Genomic DNA, 5,620 nt, shown 5'->3' on the forward strand with positions numbered 1-5,620 from the left:
CAGGTGTCTACCAAACAGGGGTCAGGTCCCGGCAGTGCTGATTGCGTTTGATGCCGTCGACGCGTTATCGGGGACAACAACCTGGCAGACCCCACCGAAGTAGTCAAACGCTTGGCGGTGTGCATCAAGCCAGGACTGTTGCCGCTGGTCAGCACACGCACAAGCAAACAGCATTCCTGAATACGGCAGCGAAGCGACGAAAATGCTGACTTTCGCACCCGGTGTGCCCGCAGGGTCGTACAGGCGCATCTTAGTCCCAGCCCAGTCCACCTGCATCGTATGCCCTGGTGCATGGGTGATCCGGGCGGTAAGCCCGGCCGCATCGACATGGGAGGCAACCAGCTGGCGGAACCGGTCGTAGCTGTAATGACGCTGGCCCGGCTGGGTGGGGGTGGTGGTGTAGCGAGCCCACAATACTTGCAGTGTCTGCTTCACACGCCCTGTGCGTGCTTTGACGACCGCGTCAAAGTCAATCGGGACGAACTCGCCTTGACCGCTGGTGCGTTTATCAACGAATATCTCGTCTAGCTCGTCATTCGTCAACGCCGCGACCTGCTGGGCAGTAGTCAGGCCAAGGCTTCGCAGCGCTTGGTTCGCTCGGGAAATCGCGCGGTGCGAGCACCCGAGCTGGTGTTCAATCTGGCGGTAAGAACGCTGCTGAATCAGCAGCGTCATCACCGCACGGTAATCCGTCATCAGCGGACTCCTTCCAGTACGCGCCGCACCCGAGTGGTGCGGCTACCGGAAGTATCACCCCGAGCGCCGCGAGCTGCTACCAGATACTCACTGAAGCGCTACCAGATAGTCACGACACTGCTACCAAATAGCCGGTCGCAACAGGCAGGGTGAAGGTTGGCTGGGGGAGATACTGGCCCTGGAGTCTGGTTATCGTTCCGAATCCCGGCTGTGCCGCGCGTTGTGATGAGACACTTGACAGCCTGGGGAGAGTCAGGTCACAATTAACACTAATCGCCATTCGTATTGCCTGTTAGTTGGAGAATTGACCATGTCCCACAACCTCTTCGAGTCCACCACTGATTTCCTGGGTGTCTTTGACAGCCTTTCTGAGGCCGATGCTGCGGGGTGGAAGCGCGCGGCGCAGTTCCGCGACTACTCCGACCCGGTGATTAACCGGCACTGGCAGGCCGCGGAGTATCCGCTGGACTTGGTTCAGCGTCTGGGGGAGCTGGACGTGATGACCGATGGGCTTTCGGTGGAAGGCCATGAACAGATGTCCACGCTTGGCGCTGGCTTGACGCTCATGGAAGTCACGCGTGCCGATGCTTCGATGGGCACGGTGATTGCGGTGCAGGCGGGGCTGGCCATGCGCTCAATTTCGATGCTTGGTTCTCCGGAACAGCAGGCTTCGTACTTGCCGCAGATGGCATCTTGTTCGCTGCTCGGTGCTTTTGGGCTGACCGAACCGGACCACGGCTCGGACTCCATCGCTTTGGAAACTACCGCGGTTCGCGATGGCGACGAATGGGTCCTCAACGGCGAGAAGAAGTGGATTGGCAACGGTGCCTCCGGCGGCATCACCATCATCTACGCCCGTATGGAAGACGGTAACGTCAGCGGTTTCATCGTCCCACAGGAAACCCCCGGCTACTCCGCTACCGTGATTGAAGGCAAGCTCTCCCTGCGTGCCATCCACCAGGCACACATCACGTTGACCGATTGTCGCATTCCCGCCGCCAACCAGCTTCCAGGTTGTCGCAGCTTCAAGGACGTTTCCCGCGTCCTGACCTCCACTCGCATTGGCGTGTCCTGGATGGCGCTTGGCTCTGCGGTGGCCTGCTATGAGACTGCCCGCTCGTACGTGCTCGAACGCGTCCAGTTCGGCCGCGAGCTGGCCAAAGCCCAAATCATCCAGCAGCGTCTGGCCAACATGGTCCTCGACCTCAGCCAGATGATGCTCACCTGCCGTGAGGTTTCCCAGCGCGAAGATGCTGGCACCTTGGCCCCGGAACAGGCCTCGGCGGCCAAACTCCACAACACGCGTGCCGCGCGGCGCATCGCCGCTGACGCCCGCGACATGCTCGGTGGAGTCGGCATCCTGCTGGAAAACGATATCGCTCGCCACTTCGCGGACATTGAGGCCATGCACACCTACGAGGGCACCGACACTGTGCAGTCCCTCATCATGGGCAAGAAGATTACGGGCTTCTCGGCCTATAAGTAACCAGCCGGCCGGGGATGTGGAAAGGCTCGCTTGGTGGTCCTTCTAGTTTGGTCCTCTTACTTTGGTCCCTTTGCCCTCGATCGGCGCCTGCCTTTGAGTTGTGAACATCCCCCTGTTTGACGTGGTTGTTACTTTACGCGCTCGATGTCTCGGGCGCTAGGGGTTTGCCGTTGTTGATTTCTACCGTTTTAGGTGGTGGCTTGTAGACGGATTTCCGGGGTCTGGGTCTGCGGTGCGGGTGCGTCGCGTAGTAGACGGTTTCCTTTGCTCGGCGATGTTCAAGGATGTCACGCCACGTGCCTGAATACACTTCACTAGGTGTGTATCCATTCAGCCCGCTGTGGCGGTCACGGTTATTGTATTCGTCGATAATCCTGCCGATGACTTTCTGCGCATGCTGGATATCATCATAGGTTTCTAACGCATAGCGGTGATGCTTGATTGTGCGATGTGATGACTCTTCAAATGGGTTGTCATTCGAAACATTCGGCCGAATTAATGACAGCTGCACGCCGTGTTCATCCAGCATGTCCTTCATCATGTGTGAGGTCATGACTTTGCCGTTGTCGGTGTGTACGACTTCAACGCTGTGACCGTTGAGCTCCTGGTCAGCAATGACTTGTTCAATCAGGCGTGTAGCGATGGTCTTTTCCTGTCGGTGTTGGACAGTCCATCCCACAACCTTGCGCGAGTACAAATCCAACGCTGTGTAAAGATGAAAGCCTTTAGCTGGCATGTACTATATATGATAGGTGCTGTTGCAAAGTTGGGCGGAGAGCCGAGACGACCCAGTTTCTCATTTCCTGATGGCCGCTGCGTGCTGGCGTTCTCAGGCCGTCTCGAAGACCCGGTTGACGATCACCGCGTCCGGATTGGGGTGCCCATAAGCAAACATCGTGCCCTGACCTTTCCGTAATGAATGCATCGCTTCCATCCCTTTCAACGTCCGGTAGGCGGAAATTCGGTTTTTGAACGCCCCCTTCGGTCCCAGGATTCTTTTAAGTCGGCCATGATCTCCCTCGAGAACGTTGTTCAGGTATTTCCCCTGCCGGTGCTCCACCGTCTGAGGGCAGATTCCCTCCGCCTTCAGCTCGGATATTGCCTTGGCCAGAGCTGGTGCCTTGTCGGTGTTGATGACCCGCGGGGACCCGGCTGTCGTATTCGATCGTAGCGTCTTGGCCAGGAAACGCTTGGCCGCAGCCACATTCCGTTTTGGTGAGAGGTAGAAGTCTAAGGTCTGCCCACCGGCGGTAATAGCCCGGTAGAGATAGCACCACGTGCCGCCGACCCGGATATAGGTCTCATCCACCCACCAGGACCGGGCCTGCCAGTCGGGTACCTGCCGGTACCAGCGAGTGTGCTTATCCAGCTCAGGGGCGTATTTCTGCACCCAGCGGTAGATCGTGGTGTGATCGACTGGCACACCCCGCTCGGTCATCATTTCTTCGAGGTCGCGGTAGCTCACGCCGTAGCGGCAGTACCACCGCACCGCCCACAGGATGATGTCACGGGGGAAATGCCGACCGGAGAAGATGCCCATGGCTCTGATTATTTCACGTCGGTCTTTCTACTGCCCCAACTTTGCAACAGCACCACTTCGAGCCAATTCGGTTGCCTTCGGCGCGGCACAAATCGCACATGGGCCGATCATCAGAAACGAGCGTGGTTCAGCTGTTTTCGCAACTTTGCCGGAATCTGCGCCATCTCTGCTACTTTCACTGTCTCTTCAGCAGCGCACACAGCTGCACCGCTACCCGGAACTTGACTAGTTCAGCGATCGCTGTATAGTTCAGCGCATGCTGACTATTGCTTCGCGTCTCGACGTGATGAACCGCCTGGGTCGTGCACTGGCCGACCCCACTCGATCCCGGATCATCTTGACCCTGCTCGACCATCCCGCCTACCCGGCGGAACTATCCCGAGATCTGGACCTGACACGCCCGAACGTGTCCAACCACCTGACATGCTTGCGCGATTGTGGGATTGTCGTCTCCGAGCCCGAGGGGCGTCGGACACGATACGAGATCGCCGATCCGCACCTGGCGCAGGCGCTGACCACATTGGTCGATGCCACCTTGGCAGTAGACGAAGACGCCCCGTGCATCGATCCCGCCTGCTCGCTTCCCGGGTGCTACGCAGCTGGGGAGGACGCATGATCCTCACCTCGGTCTTGCAGGCGATAGGCCTGTTCGCAGCTACCAACATCGACGACATCATCGTGCTCTCCCTCTTCTTCGCGCGAGGGGCAGGCCAGCGCGGCACTACCGCCCGCATTCTGGCCGGCCAGTACCTCGGATTCGCGGGCATCCTCGGTGCCGCGGTTCTAGTGACCATGGGCGCCGGAGCATTCCTGCCCTCGACAGCCATCCCGTACTTCGGTCTAATCCCGCTGGGCCTCGGCCTCTGGGCCGCATGGGAGGCCTGGCGCGGAGACGATGAGGACGATGACGACGAGGCCAAGATTGCCGGCAAGAAGGTTGGCGTGGGGACAGTCGCAGGCGTCACCTTTGCCAACGGTGGCGACAACATCGGCGTCTACACCCCTGTATTCCTCAGCGTGGAACCTCTCGCAGTAGTCGCCTACTGCGTTATTTTCCTCGCGCTCGTTGCGGTCCTGGTGGCCCTGGCAAAGTTCGTCGCAACCCGCCCCCCGATCGCGGAAGTGCTCGAACGCTGGGAGGGCATCCTCTTTCCCATCGTTCTCATCGGCCTCGGTATCGTGATCCTCGTCAGTGGCGGAGCCTTCGGGCTCTGACGGAGCAGCAGTGTTCCAAACGGCCCCGACCGGGCGTTATCGGTGGCTCCTATAACGCCCGGAAGGTCTTTTTGAAGCGCTGTCGGGGTGTGTGAATCTAATCACACAGAGTTTACAGAATCCCAGCAATTAAACTTTCGGCTATCCAATTTCACCCGCGGACGCAATGAGACTAGCACCGACGCTTTCCCCAACGCGCCACCGCTTGCGGCGTAGCCCGACCAAGGCCACCGGCTGGTTCTCAAACGAGGACGAAGCCCGTGGCCTAGAGCTCGTGGTCGAGAGCCGAAATTCGGCCTAAAACCGCGTTTAGCCAAAGAAAAATGACCCCTAGAATCCGCCCCTTCCAGCCTTTCTTTGAGGCTGGCGGCTAAGTTAAGAAGTTCGACTGAATTATCTGCGGGACGCTGTTGAGACAGGTTCCGCTGTGCGGCGCGCACGAGCCTTGCAAGCCTTCCAGTGTCACGGGCCAGTGGGGAAGTGGAAGGCAGCTCCGCTTGTATTGCTTGCAGGTGTCCGGCTGCACTGTTGGCGGCGTCTAGTGCGTACTCGTAGTCTCCAGTATCCCCGTGCGCTCCAATAAACAAGGCGCACAGGTGCGTGTCCTAGGCTTTTGGTTAGTGAGCTGACACACAGAAAAAACAAGAAATTAGTCGGACCTGACCCCCGGAAAGTAGACACGT

Annotated in this window: 6 protein-coding genes; 3 read left to right on the top strand and 3 right to left on the bottom strand. The window is 58.8% G+C overall.

Annotated elements, in window-relative coordinates; all coding sequences use genetic code 11:
- Positions 1 to 21 precede the first annotated feature (21 nt).
- Positions 22 to 696: a DDE-type integrase/transposase/recombinase gene (locus HMPREF2604_RS07300; RefSeq protein WP_070564380.1), complete on the bottom strand. Its 675-nt coding sequence runs from the start codon at positions 694 to 696 to the stop codon at positions 22 to 24.
- A gap of 310 nt (positions 697 to 1,006) precedes the next feature.
- Between HMPREF2604_RS07300 and HMPREF2604_RS07305 the strand changes: the two genes are divergently transcribed.
- Positions 1,007 to 2,182, top strand: a complete 1,176-nt coding sequence (locus tag HMPREF2604_RS07305) for an acyl-CoA dehydrogenase family protein (protein WP_070523109.1) — start codon at positions 1,007 to 1,009, stop codon at positions 2,180 to 2,182.
- Positions 2,183 to 2,315: 133 nt separating this feature from the next.
- Here HMPREF2604_RS07305 and HMPREF2604_RS07310 read toward each other — a convergent pair whose 3' ends face one another.
- Together HMPREF2604_RS07310 and HMPREF2604_RS07315 are read right to left on the bottom strand one after the other, a co-directional pair.
- Positions 2,316 to 2,918, bottom strand: a complete 603-nt coding sequence (locus HMPREF2604_RS07310; RefSeq protein ID WP_070523112.1) for a DDE-type integrase/transposase/recombinase — start codon at positions 2,916 to 2,918, stop codon at positions 2,316 to 2,318.
- A 93-nt stretch (positions 2,919 to 3,011) separates the two neighbouring features.
- Positions 3,012 to 3,722 carry an IS6 family transposase gene (locus HMPREF2604_RS07315; protein WP_070564383.1) on the bottom strand — a complete coding sequence of 237 codons (711 nt, stop codon included), beginning with the start codon at positions 3,720 to 3,722 and terminating at the stop codon, positions 3,012 to 3,014.
- Between the two features lie 256 nt (positions 3,723 to 3,978).
- Between HMPREF2604_RS07315 and HMPREF2604_RS07320 the strand changes: the two genes are divergently transcribed.
- Positions 3,979 to 4,338 (top strand): Cd(II)/Pb(II)-sensing metalloregulatory transcriptional regulator CmtR, encoded by a 360-nt coding sequence (locus HMPREF2604_RS07320; protein ID WP_070523117.1) that lies wholly within the window; start codon positions 3,979 to 3,981, stop codon positions 4,336 to 4,338.
- On the top strand, positions 4,335 to 4,937 hold the full coding sequence (locus HMPREF2604_RS07325; protein ID WP_070523118.1) for a cadmium resistance transporter: 603 nt from the start codon (positions 4,335 to 4,337) through the stop codon (positions 4,935 to 4,937). Before HMPREF2604_RS07320 ends, HMPREF2604_RS07325 begins: the two co-directional genes overlap by 4 nt.
- Positions 4,938 to 5,620 lie beyond the last annotated feature (683 nt).

It is taken from the genome of Corynebacterium sp. HMSC055A01 (genome assembly GCF_001809405.1).
Classification (GTDB): domain Bacteria; phylum Actinomycetota; class Actinomycetes; order Mycobacteriales; family Mycobacteriaceae; genus Corynebacterium; species Corynebacterium hesseae.

Excerpts from the sequence above, each read along its gene's own strand:
- HMPREF2604_RS07320 (WP_070523117.1), top strand. The coding sequence starts at position 3,979 with ATGCTGACTATTGCTTCGCGTCTCGACGTGATGAACCGCCTGGGTCGT.
- HMPREF2604_RS07305 (WP_070523109.1), top strand. The coding sequence starts at position 1,007 with ATGTCCCACAACCTCTTCGAGTCCACCACTGATTTCCTGGGTGTCTTT.
- HMPREF2604_RS07300 (WP_070564380.1), bottom strand. The coding sequence starts at position 696 with ATGACGGATTACCGTGCGGTGATGACGCTGCTGATTCAGCAGCGTTCT.
- HMPREF2604_RS07310 (WP_070523112.1), bottom strand. The coding sequence starts at position 2,918 with ATGCCAGCTAAAGGCTTTCATCTTTACACAGCGTTGGATTTGTACTCG.
- HMPREF2604_RS07315 (WP_070564383.1), bottom strand. The coding sequence starts at position 3,722 with ATGGGCATCTTCTCCGGTCGGCATTTCCCCCGTGACATCATCCTGTGG.
- HMPREF2604_RS07325 (WP_070523118.1), top strand. The coding sequence starts at position 4,335 with ATGATCCTCACCTCGGTCTTGCAGGCGATAGGCCTGTTCGCAGCTACC.